The 17,912-nt window shown below is 53.4% G+C and carries 21 protein-coding genes; 9 read left to right on the top strand and 12 right to left on the bottom strand.

All coding sequences use genetic code 11. The annotated features are described in order from the left end of the window. Positions 1 to 114 precede the first annotated feature (114 nt). The 3 genes from RGQ30_RS01065 (at position 115) to RGQ30_RS01055 (ending at position 2,380) form a co-directional block, all read left to right on the top strand. Positions 115 to 1,224, top strand: a complete 1,110-nt coding sequence (locus RGQ30_RS01065; RefSeq protein WP_130557051.1) for a cytochrome D1 domain-containing protein — start codon at positions 115 to 117, stop codon at positions 1,222 to 1,224. Between the two features lie 3 nt (positions 1,225 to 1,227). Then, positions 1,228 to 1,692 (top strand): cupredoxin domain-containing protein, encoded by a 465-nt coding sequence (locus tag RGQ30_RS01060; protein WP_298218565.1) that lies wholly within the window; start codon positions 1,228 to 1,230, stop codon positions 1,690 to 1,692. A gap of 193 nt (positions 1,693 to 1,885) precedes the next feature. Next, complete coding sequence (locus RGQ30_RS01055; protein WP_130557052.1) at positions 1,886 to 2,380, top strand: TRAP transporter TatT component family protein; 495 nt, start codon at positions 1,886 to 1,888, stop codon at positions 2,378 to 2,380. A gap of 4 nt (positions 2,381 to 2,384) precedes the next feature. On the opposite strand, the gene RGQ30_RS01050 is transcribed toward RGQ30_RS01055, so the two are convergent. From RGQ30_RS01050 to RGQ30_RS01030, 5 genes are read right to left on the bottom strand one after another with little or no spacing between them, the layout of a single operon-like run. Further along, positions 2,385 to 3,038, bottom strand: a complete 654-nt coding sequence (locus tag RGQ30_RS01050) for a response regulator (protein ID WP_130557053.1) — start codon at positions 3,036 to 3,038, stop codon at positions 2,385 to 2,387. A gap of 12 nt (positions 3,039 to 3,050) precedes the next feature. After that, positions 3,051 to 4,382, bottom strand: coding sequence for a histidine kinase (locus RGQ30_RS01045; RefSeq protein WP_130557054.1), 1,332 nt, complete (start codon positions 4,380 to 4,382; stop codon positions 3,051 to 3,053). 13 nt (positions 4,383 to 4,395) lie between these two features. Then, positions 4,396 to 5,154 (bottom strand): transporter, encoded by a 759-nt coding sequence (locus tag RGQ30_RS01040; protein ID WP_130557055.1) that lies wholly within the window; start codon positions 5,152 to 5,154, stop codon positions 4,396 to 4,398. 48 nt (positions 5,155 to 5,202) lie between these two features. Further along, positions 5,203 to 6,747 carry a DUF5666 domain-containing protein gene (locus RGQ30_RS01035; protein ID WP_130557056.1) on the bottom strand — a complete coding sequence of 515 codons (1,545 nt, stop codon included), beginning with the start codon at positions 6,745 to 6,747 and terminating at the stop codon, positions 5,203 to 5,205. Then, entirely contained in the window at positions 6,740 to 7,549 is an 810-nt protein-coding gene (locus RGQ30_RS01030; protein WP_130557057.1) for a DUF6502 family protein, read from the bottom strand. Before RGQ30_RS01030 ends, RGQ30_RS01035 begins: the two co-directional genes overlap by 8 nt. Before the next feature lie 137 nt (positions 7,550 to 7,686). Between RGQ30_RS01030 and RGQ30_RS01025 the strand changes: the two genes are divergently transcribed. Beyond that, entirely contained in the window at positions 7,687 to 8,220 is a 534-nt protein-coding gene (locus RGQ30_RS01025; RefSeq protein ID WP_338284621.1) for a hypothetical protein, read from the top strand. 74 nt (positions 8,221 to 8,294) lie between these two features. Here the strand turns inward: RGQ30_RS01025 and RGQ30_RS01020 are convergent, their stop codons facing one another. After that, on the bottom strand, positions 8,295 to 9,233 hold the full coding sequence (locus tag RGQ30_RS01020) for a polysaccharide pyruvyl transferase family protein (protein WP_130557059.1): 939 nt from the start codon (positions 9,231 to 9,233) through the stop codon (positions 8,295 to 8,297). A gap of 243 nt (positions 9,234 to 9,476) precedes the next feature. On the opposite strand from RGQ30_RS01020, the gene rpoH reads away from it, so the two are divergent. The 4 genes from rpoH to RGQ30_RS01000 all read left to right on the top strand — a co-directional run bounded on the left by rpoH (position 9,477) and on the right by RGQ30_RS01000 (position 12,723). After that, positions 9,477 to 10,406 (top strand): RNA polymerase sigma factor RpoH, encoded by a 930-nt coding sequence (rpoH, locus tag RGQ30_RS01015; RefSeq protein ID WP_130557060.1) that lies wholly within the window; start codon positions 9,477 to 9,479, stop codon positions 10,404 to 10,406. Between the two features lie 71 nt (positions 10,407 to 10,477). Then, complete coding sequence (locus RGQ30_RS01010) at positions 10,478 to 11,155, top strand: glutathione S-transferase (RefSeq protein ID WP_130557061.1); 678 nt, start codon at positions 10,478 to 10,480, stop codon at positions 11,153 to 11,155. Positions 11,156 to 11,160: 5 nt separating this feature from the next. Beyond that, positions 11,161 to 11,886 carry a FecR family protein gene (locus RGQ30_RS01005; RefSeq protein ID WP_130557062.1) on the top strand — a complete coding sequence of 242 codons (726 nt, stop codon included), beginning with the start codon at positions 11,161 to 11,163 and terminating at the stop codon, positions 11,884 to 11,886. Positions 11,887 to 12,087: 201 nt separating this feature from the next. Continuing rightward, positions 12,088 to 12,723: a cysteine peptidase family C39 domain-containing protein gene (locus tag RGQ30_RS01000; RefSeq protein ID WP_130557063.1), complete on the top strand. Its 636-nt coding sequence runs from the start codon at positions 12,088 to 12,090 to the stop codon at positions 12,721 to 12,723. Here the strand turns inward: RGQ30_RS01000 and RGQ30_RS00995 are convergent, their stop codons facing one another. Genes RGQ30_RS00995 through RGQ30_RS00975 form a run of 5 tightly spaced genes read right to left on the bottom strand, consistent with a single transcriptional unit; the run spans position 12,724 to position 16,725 of the window. Next, positions 12,724 to 13,326, bottom strand: coding sequence for an SCO family protein (locus RGQ30_RS00995; protein WP_130557064.1), 603 nt, complete (start codon positions 13,324 to 13,326; stop codon positions 12,724 to 12,726). Positions 13,327 to 13,331: 5 nt separating this feature from the next. Beyond that, complete coding sequence (gene cyoE, locus RGQ30_RS00990; RefSeq protein ID WP_130557065.1) at positions 13,332 to 14,234, bottom strand: heme o synthase; 903 nt, start codon at positions 14,232 to 14,234, stop codon at positions 13,332 to 13,334. A gap of 8 nt (positions 14,235 to 14,242) precedes the next feature. Beyond that, positions 14,243 to 15,250: a COX15/CtaA family protein gene (locus RGQ30_RS00985; RefSeq protein WP_130557066.1), complete on the bottom strand. Its 1,008-nt coding sequence runs from the start codon at positions 15,248 to 15,250 to the stop codon at positions 14,243 to 14,245. Positions 15,251 to 15,265: 15 nt separating this feature from the next. Continuing rightward, positions 15,266 to 15,898 (bottom strand): SCO family protein, encoded by a 633-nt coding sequence (locus RGQ30_RS00980; protein ID WP_130557067.1) that lies wholly within the window; start codon positions 15,896 to 15,898, stop codon positions 15,266 to 15,268. Then, on the bottom strand, positions 15,895 to 16,725 hold the full coding sequence (locus tag RGQ30_RS00975; protein WP_130557068.1) for an SURF1 family protein: 831 nt from the start codon (positions 16,723 to 16,725) through the stop codon (positions 15,895 to 15,897). The genes RGQ30_RS00980 and RGQ30_RS00975 overlap by 4 nt, the downstream gene beginning before the upstream one ends. A 53-nt stretch (positions 16,726 to 16,778) precedes the next feature. On the opposite strand from RGQ30_RS00975, the gene RGQ30_RS00970 reads away from it, so the two are divergent. Then, positions 16,779 to 16,979 (top strand): twin transmembrane helix small protein, encoded by a 201-nt coding sequence (locus RGQ30_RS00970; protein ID WP_130557069.1) that lies wholly within the window; start codon positions 16,779 to 16,781, stop codon positions 16,977 to 16,979. A gap of 69 nt (positions 16,980 to 17,048) precedes the next feature. Here RGQ30_RS00970 and RGQ30_RS00965 read toward each other — a convergent pair whose 3' ends face one another. After that, on the bottom strand, positions 17,049 to 17,903 hold the full coding sequence (locus RGQ30_RS00965) for a cytochrome c oxidase subunit 3 (RefSeq protein WP_130557070.1): 855 nt from the start codon (positions 17,901 to 17,903) through the stop codon (positions 17,049 to 17,051). Between the last annotated feature and the right edge of the window lie 9 nt (positions 17,904 to 17,912).

The following is a 17,912-nucleotide window of genomic DNA, read 5'->3' as shown; positions in this document are numbered from 1 at the left end:
GGAGTTGTTGTTTGTGTACATCCCCCGGGTTTTCAGGAAAAATTCCCGGGACACATCGCAGAAACTTCCGTACCGTTAAGGTAATTTGGAAAAATGTTGGCAGGGAGAAGACACATGAAGTTGAAAATGACCGCCTTGGCTTTGAGCACGGTTGTGGCATTGGCCGCGTGCTCCAAAAAAGAGGAAGCCGTGGCACCGGAGGCCGCCGCACCAGCCGAGCAAGCAGCACCCGCTGCCGTGGCTTATGTCACTCACCAAGATGGTCCGGTGACCATTTACTCCTTGGCTGACTACACAAAAATTGGCGAAATTGTGGTGGGTGAAGGCGGTCGTGGTGTGGGCCTGACCGAAGACGGCAAATTGCTGGTAGTGGCCGTGAAAGAAACCAAAGACCTGGCTATTGTGGACACTGCAACCAACCAGGTGGTGCGCCGTGTGCCGGTGGGCATCAACCCCGAATTTGTGCGCGTGCTGGGCAACCTGGCTTTTGTGGCCTATGAGCCCGCATCAAAGGGTGGCCCCCCACCGAAACCAGGGTCAGCCGAAGCCAAGGCCATTGAAAAAGAACGCGAGGAAGGCGATGAACTGCCAGCCCAGGTTGCCATTATCGACTTGGTCAAAGGTGAAAAAATCAAGGAGATTACAGCTGGATTTGAAACAGAAGGCATCGAGTTTTCCGGCGACGGGAAGCACATCATCGTGACCAACGAGGCCGATGAAAACGTGTCAGTGCATGACATTGAAACCGGCGAGAAAATCAAGCAGATCGACACGGAAAAGTATGGCATTCGCCCACGCGGCGTGAAGCGTTCGCCCGATGGTGAGCAGTTTGTAGTCACGCTGGAATACGGCAACAAGATGCTGATTCTGGACAAGGAATATAACGTGATCAACGAAGCACCCACGGGCGAGGTGCCTTACGGTGTGACCTACACGCGGGATGGCTCTGAAATCGTGGTTGCCTTGGCGCGTGGCAAAGCCATTCAGGTATTTGATGCCAAAACACTGGAACTGAAACGGGAAATGCCCGCGGGCGACCGTTGCTGGCATTTCAGCTTCACACCCGATGACAAGCAGTTGATCGTGGCTTGCGGCCGCAGCAACAACATCCTGGTACTGGACTACGCAACCGGCAGCTTGATCAAGGACATTCCCGAAGGCAACATGCCGTGGGGTGTCATGGTGTCGCCGAAATCGGTGGGTTCACTTGATATTCCAGGTTAAACCATGAAACAGATTCGAAACTGCCTTGTGCAAGGCCTTTTTGCAGCGACCCTTGTCACAACTTGTGGCCTGCTTCACGCAGCCGGCGACCTGACCCAGCAAGAACCCAGACGGGTGTCGGTTGAGTTGAGCAACACCGCAGGCGACAAGGTTTTCACGCCCGGCCAGCTCAACTTTGAAACCGGCACTCTGACTATCCTGACTATTCAAAACAACAGCGAGAAGTCGTATTACTTCGGTTCAAACGGTTTTGCCGATTCAGTGTATACCCGCAAGCTGGTAGTTTTGGCTGCCGACAAAAAGCAGCCACTTGCTGAAATTTATGGCCCCGTGAGAAGAATTGAACTGTACCCAGGGCAAACACTGGAATGGTGGTTTGTGCCCATTCGTACAGGCACATTCGATGATTTGATGTCAAGAAAATCAGAGGCTGCGGCAGGGATGAAAGGTGTGATTGAAATCAAATAGACACACCGAACATATTCACCGATCAATCAAAGAAACAAAAAGGGAGCCTGACGTAGCTCCCTTTTTTATTACACAATTCTCGACCATTTGTATTCCTAAAACTAATTTCCGCGTTAATCAATGAAACGGTTGCACTTGCACAACACATGGAGCAACACTTTTCAAACAGCACAACGCTGCTTAGGAGTTACAGATGAGACGTATTTTCAGTGTAATTGAAGCGAACAACTCCGTGCCTGCCACACCACCGGCTCAGGCCCATGTTCAAGCCCCGGAAGAATGTATCAATGCCATTCAGGCTGCATGGGCGGAAGCATTGCGTTGCGACTTTGGGAGAGCACGAGAAGCCCTGTTGTGCAGGCTTGCTGACACCTGCAGCGAATTGGCACGCCTGTACCCCAACGATGCGAAAGTGCTACTTTGGAATGGCATCGTGATGACAGGCTATGCAAAGTCACTGGGTGGTTTGTGCGGCCTGCAGCTTCAATTGCAAGCCAAAATTGCCTTGGAGCAGGCTATGGCCTTGGCCCCCCAAGACGGCGCACCCTGCTTGTACCTGGGTTTGTTGTACGACCAAGCGCCCGAGGCCCCTTACGGATTTGGCGACGAAGCCAGGGCCAAAGCCTTGCTTGAGAAAGGGCTCAACCTGATGTTGAATTCCGGGCAGGTCGACCGCAGAACAGCATGATCATCTAAACAATCGACGGGCTCGTCAGGCCCCAGGCAATGGCGAGCTTGGTCAATTCAATGTCATTACCAACCTGTAATTTCTTTTTGATTTGGTAATGTATGTTGTGGATGGTTTTTGCACTCAGAAACAGCAACTCGGCGATTTGTTCTGTTGATTGCCCTGCTACTAACAGACACAACACCTCGAATTCACGGCTGCTCAGTTCGTCAAGGCCATTGCGGTTGTCCCGCAAGCGGGAAAGCGCCATCAGTCGCGACAGGTCGGCACTGATGAATGTGCGCCCCGCCAACACTTCACCAATAGCCCGCAGCAATACTTCGGGCCGACTGCTCTTGGTGACGTAGCCCTTCGCGCCGGCTTCCATGCAGGCCCGCGCCAATTCAATTGAATTGTGCATGGTGAACATCAGGATTTTGGCCTTGGGCCAACGCCCCAGAATCCGCTGAATCAGGCTCAAGCCAACTGGCTCGGGCATGCTGATGTCGCAGATCACCAAGCCAGGCAATTCCTTCTGACAAACAGCGTAGGCTTCTTGCGCATTTTCTGCTTCCAGCACCTGCCTGAAGCCGCCTTGTGTCTCCAGCAAATGGCGATAACCGGCCCGCACCACGGCATGGTCATCCACCAACAATATACTGATCTGTGTGTCCAGCATGAAGAACCCTTTTTAATCCAGTGTGGCCGAAACCACGAAGTTGCCGTCCACTGCCTGCGCGCGAAACACACCACCATGCACCCGAATACGTTCTGCAAGCAAATTCAAACCCATGCCGCCCGTGGGGCCATTGTATTCCTGCCCTTGGACCAGGCTGTTCTGAATCGTCAACTCAAAAGCAGCACCCAACTGGCGAAAACGTACCAACACAGGAGAGCCCCCAGACCCATGGCGCTTTACATTGGCCAAACACTCCTCAACTGTGCGGTACACACACAAGGCCCTGTCTTTGCCCAAGCTGGCCAGGGCTGCGGGATCAAGCTGCAAATTGACTGACCAGCCACTACCCGAATCAATTTCCCAACGGGTGCACAGGTCCTGAATGGCCATGGCCAGGTCGGCGCCTTCCAGGACAGGGGGGCATTTGTTGACCAAGACCGCGCGCATTCGGTCGAAGGCTTCTTCAATCAGGCAATCAATCTCCTCCAGTTTTTCCTGCGCGGGCATATTGCCTTCCTGCTTTAACTGCACGCGCAATTGCGTGCAATTCACCGCGATCAGGCTCAGCGATTGCCCCAAATCTGCGTGCACCAGGTGCGCCAGTTCGCGCCGCTCCTCTTCCTGCACATTCAACAATTTCATCATCAATTTGCGACGGGTTTGGGTCAATCGCCAAAGCCGGTCGTTCAGGCGATTTACGCCCTGCGCAATACGACCAAATTCCCGGGGCTGCACATCGGGCAACTGCTGCGGTGGGGGGCTGTCCTCGGAAATGGCGATGGAATCCAGTTTTTCGACCAACGTGGCAGCAGGCTGTAATGCGCGGCCTATCACCACATAGGTCAAGGCGGCCAGACTTGCCACAATCAAAGTGCTCAACAGCAAAAGGTCGCGCAGGGTGTGCCAGAACTTGACCAGTACCAGCTGCGGGTCGGCAGTGATGAACAATTCGCCAAAAGCCTGCCCCCACAAACCCACCGGCCGAGGTTCGGACTGAACCTGCACGCCCAACAGCTTCATCAGCCGTGCCTCCACTGGGTGCCCGGTCTGGCTTTCGCAACCTTCCTCGCGAACCTGGCCGTTCCAGCCTTCATAACGAATGCAGTAAGGCGCAAGCAGCAAACCATACTGGCTACCCACCAGCACCGGTGAGCCTTCAATTTCAGGGTTGATCTGGCGTTTGTACATGGAGTACTCCACCATCTCGTGCAGCCTGGAGGCGTCGTTGCTCAAGGCCTGCCCCACCTCGCCCGCTGTGCGCCACACCACATAAGCGGAAATGACCACCCAGCACAACAGGCCCAAGGTGATCATTCGTACCAGCAAATAGCGTTTCAGATTCAAGTATGCATTTCCGTTACCAGGTTACAGCCAGAATGGCTCCGCCCCCGATGTCCACACTAGAGGTTGTGTCGCCTGTGACAATGTAGGTTTGCAGCTTGTAAGTTTGATCAAACTTGTGTGAATAGAAAAGAGAATATTCACGCAGCGCCGTGCTTGTGTTGGTGGTTCTTTCACGCAGATCCACCACAAAACCAACGCTGTCGTTTGACGACAATTTGTAGGACAAACCTGCCGAACCATAAAATACATTGTTCAAATTGACACCAGTAGGGTCACCGAACACCTTGTAACCCAAGGTGCCCAGCCAGGTCACGCTGCCTTGGGTTTTGAAAACATCGGTGTAAAAAGAATAGTCTGTTTTACCGGAACCCAAGCCTTTTGTTTCATCGGCAGTGGGTAGCTTAACCTTGCCACCCACATCCACATACAACTGCTGCTCAAGATTGGCCACGGCGTTGTAACTTGCACCCAGCACTGTGTCGCCCAACCCGGATTCTTTGCTGCGAACAGGGCGCACACCGGCCACCACGATGCGGCTGTCCGGGGTCACGTTCGCTGGTCCTTCAATTTGAATGTAGGGCACGGTGGCTTTGAACGTCCAGCGATCTACTTCGTATTTGCCAGTGAAGGGCACATAGGTAATCTTGGTGTCCTCGGTTTGTCCGTATTTGCCAGAGCTGTAATCCAGACCAGTGGACATCACCAGCTTGGAATCTGCTGCGTGAACGTTAAAGGCGGCTGCAAAGGCGATTGCGAGCAGTGTTTTTTTCATGATCAGGGGTCCTACCTGTAAATGATTTTTTGAAATTCAGCTTGGCAATTAATCTCGGCGCTCAGGACGCTCTATTTTTTCGGGTCGGTCTACTTTTTCAGGGCGATCTACTTTCTCTGGTCGATCAATCTTTTCAGGGCGGTCCACCTTTTCAGGTCTTTCCACTTTTTCAGGCCGTTCACTGCGTTCCACGCGCTCGACCCTTTCAACCTTTTCTACCTTTTCTGCCTTTTCAACACGCTCACTGCGTTCGGGTCTGGTGGCCTTGTCAACCTTTTCAATCTTGGAGCCCCTGTCCAGCTTCTCCGAACCCCGAGACTTTTCAGTTCGCTCAGCAGACCTTTCTTTCGCGAGCTCTTTCTGGCTGCGTTCAAGCGCCTTCACTTGCTCTTCTGCAGCTTCCGTGCGCAACTCTTCAGCTTCTTCGGCACGCTCTTCTGCATCACGCTCCACTTCGCGCTGCAGATCATCCGACTTCTTCTCGGCGCGCTTGAATTCCTTCTCCTGAGAGTCATCCGACAACTGTCGCCTTCCACCCCGATCAAGAATTTTTTCAACCGGCACAGACTCAATCGATTGAATTTCTGCACGCCCAGTCGAATCAATTTGTCCACGCAGAACAGCCACTTTTCCAGCCGCCTCTCGAAGTTCGCCCACCTGCGCCCGCAACCCGGGAATTTCCTTGCCGGTAGCCTGGATCGCGCGGCCGTTGTCTGAAACATAGGCCTGCACATGAAACTTCGCACCGGGCTTGAGCTGCACCATGCTGTCCGCTTCTTTCACGGACGCTGCGTTCAATCGGCTGCCGTCCCATTGGCCTGTCACCCTGACCGCTTTGCCACTCGCTGCAGACGCACCGAATTTCGCATCAACCGGAACATTGAGAACCTTGCGCGAGTCGGTGAACCTGCCGGAAGCAAATGCCGGTGCATTGCCAGCCATCGGGTCAATTCGTGAAGCTTGAATGGCACCGTTGGGCAAAACAAATCCACTGACAGCGACAGAATCGCCAACTTTGGGCAATTGTCGCGGGCTGGTGTCCGGCCCCAGGCGTACAGCCTGACCCATCACTTCAATGGTTTTGGATGCTGCATCGATTCGGGTGACAGGTCCGCCAATCGGTTGCTCGATGGAAATCGATGTGGCGTTGACTTCCCGCCCAACACCCCTGGCACTGACAGCCACCCACTGGCCTACTTTCAAGGCTTGAATGGAACTGGATTCACCATTGCTGACCACTGGCGTGCTGGATTCATATTGCACTTCAAGACCATTGACACAAATACTGGCGAAGCCGGTGATGACACCGTAAACAAACGAATCGCCTTCCACGGTCTTCAGTGCAGAACCGGTACCACCCACACCGGGTTCGATCGATCGACCCGTACCGCCTACACCTGGGTCCAATTGACGACCTGTGCCGCCCACACCGGGCTGCATCGGTGCACCCGTTCCACCCACACCGGGTGCAGCCTTGTGCAATTGAACAGGCACACCACCATCACAGGGATTGGCATTTGCACTGGATGCCCAGACCGAAGCGAGCCCCGCCAGCAACGGCAGCAAAACTCGTACACGCAGCTTGTTATTCATCGACTTGGTCCTGCGGCTCGGCATAGAAGTACACACCCGTATTGACCCGATAGCCTACCCCGACCTGCGGATCCAGACTGTAACGAATGTTTTCTTCATTCACCCTGCGAAGAAAGGCCATGCCTTCTGTTGCGATGAATTCCTGCAACGCAGCCAACTGTTGTTCGCTCAAGCCATCGCTGAACGCCGCGCGTTCGAAAAACACCGGCTTTTCTTTGGAAATGTTGTCCACCGCAGCCGCCAGATGATCGTGTACGTTCGTTGCGAGAAACGCGGCGGTTTGCTCAAAATCACCCTTGGGTACAAAGGCCTGGCTGACCAACTCGATGGCGCCGTCCTCATCAATGCGCACAGCGCCAAGCCTTAACCATTCGTCCAGCAAAGGCTTGGATCGAATGTCTTTACTCACTTGCGCTACAAGTGCTTCGAATGAAAGCTCTCCACCATCTGCGATGGTTTTTTGAAGTCTGCGTGGCGAGCCGTTGGCGTCCTGAAATCCCTTGCCTGCCAGCCATTGAGCAATCACCTGCGAGGACAGATTGGGCTTGACCACCGGGGTACTCGCCTCCTCGGTGCGAATCCGATGAACATCCTTGCGGTGCACACCCGTCAAAAGGGTGATCCGGCTGTCAGTCTGAGGTTTGCCATCCAAGGGAAATTCACTTTCAGCAACTTTTACGAAAACCTGTTTCAGCTCTTCGAGAAGCATGGGGTAGGTCACACCATTGCCCAAGCAAAGGCGTACCAGAGGTCGAAGGACCTTTCTGACTGCTGACAGCAAAATGGATTGACGGGATTTCATGGTGAAAGGACTACTTGAGAACACGGACTTCACTCTAACAGAGCGTGTGAAAATTTTCCACATTTTATTGACAAGCAACAATTTTAAGCCTATCTTTCAATCGTGTGAATTTTTCACACAAATATTCAGGAGAAAAAATGATGTCAGCTCAACGAAAATTAATTGCATGCGCCGTGTCCATGACCCTGGCTGCCGCCTTGTCGACACCGGCCTTGGCTCTGGAAAAGTCTGTAGAAAGAATCCGCTCTGACGTGCGGGAGCAGTCACTGGTCAATGGTGTGGAAAAACGGGTACGCTTGGATCAACTGGAGAAAGTTGCGCAACTGGCCCGCCCTGAACGGGTTGAACGCCGCGAGCGCGCTGAACGACCCGAAAAAGCCGAGCGTGGTGAACGTGCAGAGCGTCCCGAGAAAGCTGAGCGTCCTGAAAAAGCAGAACGTCCAGAGCGTGCCGAACGTCCTGAAAAAGCCGAGCGGCCTGAAAAAGCAGAACGTCCAGAGCGTGCCGAACGCCCCGAGAAAGTTGAGCGTCCTGAACGTACAGAGCGTCCCGAGAAAGCTGAACGTCCTGAACGTGCTGAACGCCCCGAGAAAGTTGAGCGTCCTGAACGTGCAGAGCGTCCCGAGAAAGCTGAACGTCCTGAACGTGCTGAGCGTCCTGAACGCGACTAAATCAACACATGCCGTGTGTTGAACTTCAGTTTGTTCTGTTCAGCAAAATGCTGCGATTCAAGATACGACGCCCACTAGGTCAAGAGCTCTTTGCAACTGACTAGTGGGCTAGTTTTTGTCCACGCATCCACATAACCCGAGTTTTTGCCGTATGAATTGTCCAGCACACAATTTTTTGTGTTCAGCAAAGAAGCCAGAATATGGCCATGAAGCCTGTCTGTAATCACGAAGTCGTGTTTGAGGAAAAACTGCTCGGCCTTGGCGATCAAGCGGTTCTTGTAAATCAGCCACAGGCGCATGACCAAACAATCCAGACCTATTTTTTGGGACCGCTCAAGCTGCCGCCTGAAAAAACAGATGGTTTTCATTTCATCCGCAATCAGCAGGTCCCAATCCGTCTTGGTGTCCCACTTCATGTCGACCTGTTGGTCGGAAGACTCCTTGTCCAGCCGTTGAAACAGCAAACGCAAGCCACTGCTTGCTGGCCGTGTTTTTGACGAGTAAAGCTGGTGGGCCATGTCAGGCATCAAGTGACAATTGCCGGTCATCTGCAGGGCACTTTTAAAAGACCCCACATCACGAACCAGAATATGTAAATCCGGGTGCAACTGAAGGGTGGCTGCACAGGCATCAAAGGCTTCCGGTCTTTCAAAGTGAATACTTTGGGGCAATACAATCACCCTGTTATTCCTGTACTTCGCAATCACGCTTTCCCGGTGCAATTGGTGCACCGGGTACAGGTCACCAAAATTGCCGCCACCCTGAAACAGAATGACCTCGCCAGGCTGTATGTTTTCATTGAAATTGTGGATGGATGCAATTTGAACCACCTTCACCCGATTTTCCTTCAAGAAGGTTTCTGTTCCCTTCAAGATCAGCAGGTCACCCACATTGCCATAAACCGGGACGTCGAGAAGATGGACGGGCTGGCCGTTGATCAGCTTCAGGATATCGCGGTGGCGATTCTTCAAACTGCCCATCAATTCCTGATGGGCTGTGTACGAATTGTTCATGTTGTCTGGCCAATTGATTGGGTAAGCATGCGGGGTCTGTAAAGCGCTATGGCCTACAGCCAGCCTGCAAAGGGTGAAAAACCTGAAGTTGTACTGCGTGGGTACTCACGACCCGTATCAAGGCAAACGTAGTCGACAACATTCCCGTTGACCCAGGAACTTTCCAACCCATTAGCACTCCTAAACGAAGAGTGCTAAAATCACCGTTGAAACTGGTTCATTTATTCGGAGAACACCGCAATCATGACCACAAATGCATTAACACTTGCTAATCTTCGCGCCCCCGGCAACGCCCTTGCCGTGCGCGACCCCTGGGCACTGGTGGCCCGTGGACCGCTTGGCAACCTTGATGCCTATATTTCCGCTACCCACCAAATCCCCATGCTCACTCCTGAAGAGGAAATCGAGCTGGGTGAGCGCCTGCAACGCGACAACGACCTTGAAGCTGCCCGCCGCTTGGTGCTTAGCCACCTGCGCCTGGTTGTGGCCGTGGCACGCCAGTACCTGGGTTATGGGTTGCCCCACGCCGACCTGATTCAGGAAGGCAATATCGGCCTGATGAAAGCCGTCAAGCGCTTTGACACCACGCGCGGCGTGCGCCTGGTCAGCTTTGCGCTGCACTGGATCAAGGCCGAAATCCACGAATACATTATCCGCAACTGGCGCATGGTCAAAATGATCACGACCAAGGCGCACCGCAAGTTGTTTTTCAACCTGAACAGCTTCAAAAAATACGGCCAAACCCTGTCGCCAGATCAAGTCAACGAAGTGGCGGCAGAATTGAATGTGCGCCCCGAGGATGTTTCCGACATGGAACGCCGCATGGCTGGCCATGAATTCAGCCTTGACCCGGTGATTGACGCAGACAGCGAAGAAACCAGCTACAACCCCGTCCGCTACCTGGCCGCTGAAGGCGCTGAGCCCAGTGAAGTGCTGGAAGGTGCCAATATGGAGCGTTTGCACAGCGAGGGGCTGGACCTGGCCTTGGCCAGCCTGGATGAACGCAGCCAGCGCATCATTTCCAGCCGCTGGCTGGCGGGCGAGAATGCCAAAACCCTGCACGACCTGGCCGCTGAGCTGGGTGTATCGGCAGAACGCATCCGCCAGATTGAAACCCAAGCCATGAAAAAAATGAAAACTGCCCTGCTTAAATACGAACACGGCGAAGTTTAATTAAGACTACTAATCATTTCGGGTTAAAACTGACCTACACTAAGGGCTTGGCAACAGGCCCTTTTTTTATCATGATTGAAGTACACCACCTGGAACATTCACGCTCGCAGCGCATTATCTGGCTGCTTGAAGAACTTGGCCTGCCTTACAAGGTGACCCGCTACGCACGCGATGCCAAAACCTACCTGGCCCCACCCGAGCTGCTGAAAATCCACCCGTTGGGGAAATCGCCCGTGATTACGGACGGTGACATCACCGTGGCGGAAAGCGGTGCCATTGTGGAATACCTGATCGACAAGGCTGGCGGCAAAATGCGCCCAGCACACGGCACGCAAGCCCACCGCGATTACACCTACTGGATGCATTTTGCTGAAGGAACCGCCATGCCCCCGCTGGTCATGACACTGGTATTCAACAAAATCGAGAATGCCCCGGTGCCTGCGTTTTTGAAGCCGATTGTGTTGCCCATTGCACGCGGCATCTCCAAACAGGTGAAAAGCGGTTTCATCAACCCCAACCTTGAAAAGCAATTTGCCTACATTGAAGGCGTATTGTCGAAAAACGAGTGGTTTTGCGGCAGCGAAATGACAGGCGCCGACTTCATGATGAGCTTTCCACTGGAAGCGGCCATCAGCCGCGCCGAGTCCATCAACAGCATGCCCAAAATTGCGGCTTATGTAAAACGCATCCACGCCATGCCCAGTTACAAGAAGGCGCTTGAAGTGGGCGGCCCCTACAACTACGCTTAATGACCATGAACACAGCAACAGCGTCCATCGAACAACAGGCAAAAATCCGGGAAATCAGCGGCAATGTGCAACTGGTTAGAGACGGATTTTTTCTGCCCGCCCAAGTGGGCGTGACGCTTTTGCCTGGCGACCGCCTTGTGACCGACCAATCCGCCAAGGCTGTGATCCAGTTCACAGGTGTGAATGACGCGCTGATTGTTGAAAAAGGCGCTGCAGCCACCTTCAACCTCGAAGTGGTTGAAATGGAGCAAGCCCCCCAGTGGATAGCCACCAACATTCAGGGCGAAGGCGTTTATTTCGACAGCCTGGCACTGGTCGACGACCCAACGACGGCAGACGCCGAGGCCAATAGTGGTTTGTTTGGCTTGTTCGGAACCCCCGGCACAACTGAATCCACAGGTTACCCCGTACTGGAAAGCATCGTATTTCTCGGTGCAACCGCTGCCATTTACAGCGACAATGAGAACAACACCACAGCAATGACCAGTACCACAGAGTCCGGCAACAACGCCGGCAATGGCACTGGCGGCAGCACCACGACCCCACCCCCGGCCACTACGCCGGACACAGAAACCGAAGCCGGTCCGCTAGACGCAGTTTTGGCACCCTTGACCGGCTTGATCGATGGCTTGACTGGCAACTTGGGGGCTTCATCCCCCCTGGGCAGCCAGACCGCCCCACTTGAAAGCAATAACTTGCTCAATGTTCTAAACCTTGCCAACCTGGCCTGAACTTGCTGCAACGGGTGATTTGTACACGATAGCCAAACTTCGCCCGTTAGTAACTTCATAAACAGTTCCAAATAAAAGCCTACCAGATCTCAGCTCTGCACAACGGAATGAGGATTATGCATAGAACTATGCATGGCACGAATACGTCCGTTGTCTGCATATGATGGCTGGTGAGTTCGGCAGCAAAAAGGATGCTTTTTTATGAATGAGTACAAGCGTTTTGAGATTGATTTCTCAGAAGCCAGATCCATTTCAACCCCGTCAAGCCAAATTGACTTCAAGCCCATGGATCCCGCAAAACTGAATCAGATCTGGGGATTCACTGCGCCCAAACACCTTGAAAAAATGAGCGGGCCATGTGCCATCGGCACCATTCTTCACTACCACGGAATCGGCTGGAATCACATCCCCAAGGATAGACAAGGAAGGCCCCTGAATGACCCTTTCATTGAAGAAATTGTCAGGTGGAGCGAAACACCCGATCTGTTTGGCGGCAGCATGGGAACTTCACCGCTCATGATGCTTGGTGCACTAAGAAAAGCCGACCTCCACGCCAGCTGGTATGCGGGCAACAGTGTTGTGGATACCCTTCAAGTCATTCAGCTTGAACTGCTGCAAGGTCGGCCTGTCATGGTACTTGTCAACCATGGTCCGATTGGACACCCGTTGTCGCTGGAATGGCAGGTTGTTTACAAAATGGTTGAAAACACCATACACACGAAGCATTCAGGCGGAGGGAAAAATGACTCGGTCTGGTCGCTGCTCCAGTTCAAAGAGCTCCTTGCAATGGATCAGCCGCAGCTAAGCTGCAGCATTGTCACCGCAGCGAAAGACTGATTATTTGCCGTCGAGAATTTGTTCGACATCGCTGACCACTGGTGCCGAATCGGCATTGTGGCGCACCAGAAGCCTGGCCCGACCCTGCTGGTCAAACACATAGCTGGCTGAGGTGTGATCCATCAGGTAATTCTCGGGACTACTACCCTCGACCTTGCCCGCAAACACGCGCAAACCGGTGAGCAATGGCTTGAGTTCGTCCAGCGAGGAGGCTGTTAATGCATCAAAGCTGGGGTTGAATTGGGGCACGTACTTTTTCAGAAGTTCGGGCGTATCACGTTCAGGGTCAATCGAGACAAACAGCACCTGGAGGTTATCGCCTTTGGCACCCAACTTGGCTTTCACCTCATTCCATTGCTGCATGGTGATTGGGCACACATCCGGGCAATGGGTGTAACCAAAAAACATGGCGACCACTTTGCCTTTGTAGCTTTCCATGGTGCGCTCGGTGCCCGACAAGTCCTTCAACTTGAAATTGGCCACCAAGGCAGAACCGGTGATGTCGGTATTAACAAATGTGGCGGGCCCCATATTACATGCCGCAAGCAACACCACAGCGCCCAAAGCTGCGCCACGAACCCATTGTTTGATCTGCTTGACCATGCTGCTTATACCGCCACGTAATGATCCACCAACAAGGCCGCAAACAAAAAGGCCAGGTAGGCGATTGAATAGGTAAACGCCTTTTTGGCCAAGGCGTCGCTGTAATTTTTCCAGATCTTGTACCCGTAGCCAATGAAAATTGCATTGAGTACAACGGCGCTGGCCAGGTAGATCAAGCCGCTCATTTTCATGGCGAACGGAATCAGGGTCGTGGCCGCCAACATGATGGTGTACAAAAACACATGGAACTGGGTGAATGCGGCCCCATGGGTAACAGGCAGCATTGGCAAGCCTGCCCGCGCATATTCCTGCGTGCGGTACAAGGCCAGCGCCCAGAAATGCGGGGGCGTCCAGACAAAGATGATCAGGAACAGCACAAGCGCTTCTGGGGACACACTGTTGGTGACAGCGGCCCAACCCAGCACGGGTGGCATGGCACCAGAGGCACCGCCAATGACGATGTTTTGTGGCGTATTGGGCTTGAGCAAGAGGGTATAGATAATTGCATAGCCCACGAAGGTGGCCAAAGTCAGCCACATGGTCAGCGGGTTGACGAATACATACAGAATCCAGACACCTACACCACCCACCAGGCTTGAAAACACCAGTGTTTGCACCGAATTCAGTTCACCACGTGGCAGCGGGCGTGCACGGGTGCGCGCCATTTTCGCGTCAATCTGCTGTTCGACCAGGCAGTTAAAAGCGGCCGCTGCACCCGCCACCAGCCAGATACCCAAAGTACCCGCAATCAGCACCTGCGCATTGGGCAAATCGGGGGTAGCCAGGAACATGCCGATTACAGCACAAAACACGATCAAGGCGACCACGCGCGGCTTGGTCAGTGTCCAGTACTGTTTGGCGACGTGAGAAAAACTGCTCACGGCTTTTACTTTTTCAACGGATGGCATGGTGGGCCTTATGAAATTCGATGGCGATTGCCCGCAACCCGATAGTTTACCAAGATCAAGGTAACCAGCAACAGTGCTGCGCCCCCATTGTGTGCCACCGCCAACCACAAAGGCAGCTGAAACACCACATTGCCAATGCCCATGGCAATTTGCAATGTCAGCACAGCCACTACCTTGATCGCCAGCAACTTTGTGCCGGGGTTGCGCCACAAGGCAAAGGCCAAAACACCCAAAATAGCCGTGACGATCAAAGCCCCGATCCGGTGAATGAAATGAATGGCAGTCAACGAGGCGACATTCAGCATGTCTCCGTCGGGTGTTTCGCCCAATTCACGGACAATGTGAAACGCATGGTCAAATTCCATGTGTGGCCACATGCTTCCTTGGCACGTCGGGAAATCGGTACACACCACCGCCGCGTAATTGGTACTCACCCAACCACCCAAGATGATTTGAGCCGCCACAGCCACGAAGCCGATGCGGGCCAGCAAGCGCAAGCCAGCGGCGTCCCTGGGTGGCGCAACGGTTCGTGCGTTACTGGTTTGACGCAGCCACAACCAGGTCAAAAGCCCGAGGATGGTCATGCCGCCAATCAGGTGTCCCGTCACGATGGCTGGTTTCAACAACATGGTCACCGTCCAGGCACCAAAGGCACCTTGCAGGCACACCGCAAAGAACAGAATTGTTGGCAAGGCCGGTGATTGCTTCAGCTCACGCCGCTTGATCCAGGCCATGGCCATGATGCCAATAATCAGGAAACCGAGGAAAGTAGCGACGTATCGGTGCACCATTTCCTTCCAGGCCTTGGGAATGGACACGGGGCCATGGGTACCACCCTGTGCCTCAACCGCTGCAGCAATTTCTTCGGCTGCATGGGTCGGCGTCAGCTTGCCGTAGCAACCTGGCCAATCCGGGCAACCCAGACCCGCATCAGTCAGACGGACAAATGCGCCCAACATGATCAACAGGAAAGTTAATACAGTGGTGAATGCGACCAAACGCTTGTAACTGCTCATGATGCTGCTCTCGAATTAACCAATATTGGATGCCCACAACAGGCGGCTTACGTCTTTACGAAACTTGTCGAACTGAAGTGTGTTGTTCGGCGGAAAACGCATCATTACATGGCCCAAGGGGTCGGCCACGAAGACGTGGTCCCGCACCGTGCCAATGTCAGCGCTGCCCTTGCTGCCCACAATACCCTGCTCCAGGGGCAACCAGGACTTCAACTGGCTTTCGCTGGCGCGAACAAAATGTACATCGGGGAACTGGCGCAGCAATAGCGTTTCAAGCGGGCCGTCATCGGTGACAAAGACCACGCGCTCGATGCGCCCCTGTTCCTTGCCCTTGGTAGCCCGGGCCTGGCGCTGAAAATACATGGTATTCTGACACACGGCATCGCATTCGCTGTTGATGACCTGGATCAGCACCCACTTGTCGGCCACCTGATTCATGGTGAAATCATCGCCATTGATGTTCTTGAACACCTCGGTCGATACATTCACCTGCGGATCCAGAATGGTCCCGTAGTTGTTGGTGCCATCGGGCTTGTTGAAGAAATACAGGTAGAACGCCGCCACAATGGGCAGTGCACAGGTTAGAAAGACCAGAATGATGGTCATTCGGCTTTTGTTCAGCGTGGCGGGGGCGCTGGCTGCATTCATGGCTTATTTCCCTTGTAAAACTCTCGGTATACAAAAAACAGTGTCAACAAAACCAACACGGCTGACATGGTAAACCACTGAAAGGCATAGCCCTTGTGTTTGGCCACCTGTTCCTGCAGCGGTACCGCAACATGGTAAAAACCATTCACCTTGCGGGTTTCAAATGGTGCTTCATCCTGGCTGTCGCTGGTCTGCGCCACCGGCTGCAAGGTCACTACAAAATTGCTGACGGGTTGGCCCAGGTGCTTTTCAAACTCCTCTGCACTGAAGTTGGACCACACCTGAAAACCGTTCTGCTCTTCCTTGTAAATACTGTCTGCAGCGCCCAGCAGCACGCCACGAAGTTCAGCTGACTGGGCAAACCGCGGCAAAATGGTGCCTTTCAAACCGGTGACCTGCTCATCGGAAACAGTTGCGTCATCAGGCATCACTGGTGCGCGCCGCGGATCTGCCGGATTGCGCAACAGCAGGCCCCGATCCACCGGAATCAAAAAGCTTGCGCCTTCGGGCCGGAACCCCTGCACCACCTGCACCGCGGGCCGTCCGTTGACTTGACGGTTGTCTATGTATATCAGGGCTTTGGCATCAAATCGACCTTGAAGTTCGATTTTGCGGTAGGACAAATTGTCCAAGTCAATCTGTGCGTTACCTGGAGAAATTGGCGAAGCAGCCAAGGCACGAGCCTGTGCGTCAAACAGCGTCTGCTTTTCCGCGGCCCTACCGGTTTGCCATTGACCCAAACTGAATGTCAGCCAAACGAACACGCCCCCTAGCAACAGGGTGAGCACGAGCTTTGTCTTTCCCGGTGAATTCACTGCTTTAACCATGACATACTTCAGCTTGTGTGTTGTTCACGGTTGGTTTTTGAAGGGCATTTACCATGAAGTTGATTATTGGCTTGGCTTTTTTAGGCATTCTGGCAAGCCTTGGTTCTGCGTTTTTCTTTCTGATGAAAGACAAAAGCAAATCGAGTCGCACTGTCAACGCACTGACCATGCGTATTGGTTTGTCTATTGCACTGTTTCTTCTCATCCTCTTTTCCTACTACATGGGATGGATTGAATCCACAGGAATCCGGTAACTTCGGAATTCAAAAAAAAGCCACCGGAGTGTTCCAGTGGCTTTTTCAAGTATTGCCAGCCTGGCTTGATTACAGCCAGTAAACAATCACGTACAAGCCCAACCACACCACGTCCACGAAGTGCCAGTACCAGGCGGCCGCTTCAAACGCAAAATGGCTTTCCGGTGTGAAGTGGCCCTTGATGCAGCGGATCATGATGAAGAACAGAATGATCGCACCGATGGTCACGTGGAAGCCGTGGAAACCGGTCAGCATGAAGAAGGTGGATCCGAAAATTCCGGAGGTCATTTTCAGGTTCAGGTCACGGTAAGCGTGGATGTATTCATACACCTGGAAACCCATGAACACTGCGCCAAGCAACACGGTCAGGCCCAAGCCCCAGATCAACTGTGAGCGCTTGTTGGCGATTAGGGCATGGTGCGCCCAAGTCAGCGTCAAGCCTGAAGTCAGCAACAATGCAGTGTTGATTGTGGGAATTGGCCATGGGCCCATGGTCTGGAATGCATCCACAGTGCCCGCAGGACCAGTGTTGGGCCAGTTGGCAGTAAAGTCGGGCCACAAGAATGCTTTGTTGTCGATGTCGCCAAGCCAAGGCATTGCGATTTGACGTGCATAGAACAGCGCGCCGAAAAACGCTGCGAAAAACATCACTTCCGAGAAAATGAACCATCCCATTGACCAGCGGAAAGACACGTCCACACGGGCGCTGTACTGACCACTTTGAGATTCACCTACCACATGCTTGAACCAACCGGTCAGCACGTAAATCAGGATACCCATGCTAAGCGCGAACAGATAAGGACCGGCCTGACCGCCATTGACCCACTGGGACATGCCCAGTATGAAGAAGAACATGGCCACTGAGCCAAGCACGGGCCATTGGGACAAGCCCGGCACAAAGTAATACGGTGCATTCGCACGCATGGTTGTTTC

Origin of the sequence: Limnobacter thiooxidans (assembly GCF_036323495.1) — a bacterium.
In the GTDB taxonomy this organism is placed as follows: domain Bacteria; phylum Pseudomonadota; class Gammaproteobacteria; order Burkholderiales; family Burkholderiaceae_B; genus Limnobacter; species Limnobacter thiooxidans.
This window is presented reverse-complemented; position numbering and strand designations above follow the sequence as displayed.